Below are 712 nucleotides of genomic sequence, written 5' to 3' on the forward strand. Positions count from 1 at the left end.
CCCGCCCGGCCGCCGTCCTGGACGAGGGTCTGCAGCCCGGGGGCGCCGACCGTCAGGTGGGGCCCCCGCACCGGGGCGGTCCGGGCTGCGGTCGCGGCGACCTCCACGAGCTCGCGCACGGGCCGGTAGCGCACCCGGTCCCCGGGGCGCAGCAGGGCGGGGTCCTCGCGGTCGAGGTCGAACATCCGGGCCGCGGAGCGGCCGATGAGCTGCCAGCCGCCGGGGGAGCTGCGGGGATAGACGGCGGAGAACCGGCCGGCCAGGGCCACCGAGCCGGCGGGGACGGCGGTGCGCGGCGTGCCCCGGCGCGGGACGTCGGGACCGTCCTCGCCCACGCAGTAGAAGAAGCCGGGCGCGAAGCCGGCGAAGGCGGCCGTCCACGCCTGCCCGGTGTGGAACCGGACCACCCCGTCCGCGCCGAGGCCCGTGAGCTCGCCGACCGCCGCCAGGTCCTCGCCGTCGTAGACGACGTCGATGGTCACGGTGCGGGCCCCGCCGGCCCCGGCGCTCCCGCGGGGGACGGCGCGGGCGGCGCGGACGACTTCCCGCAGCGCATCGGTGGTGCTCGCGCGCACCACCACGGTCTCCGCGCCGGCCACGCAGTCCACGAGCCCGGGCAGGTCCGCGGCGGCGAGCCGGGCGTGCACCGCCACGGCGTCGTGCAGGTCGGCGCACTCGACCAGCGCCGCCCGCGGGCCGAGCGGCCGGACCC

1 protein-coding gene is annotated in these 712 nt (G+C 80.2%); it reads right to left on the reverse strand.

The genetic code is table 11. The features are described from left to right. Window positions 1-712 (reverse strand): carboxyltransferase domain-containing protein (locus CRM73_RS19435; RefSeq protein WP_229588829.1); only part of this gene is annotated, 712 nt, incomplete at both ends.

It is taken from the genome of Kocuria sp. CCUG 69068 (genome assembly GCF_020833785.1).
In the GTDB taxonomy this organism is placed as follows: Bacteria; Actinomycetota; Actinomycetes; order Actinomycetales; family Micrococcaceae; genus Kocuria; species Kocuria rosea.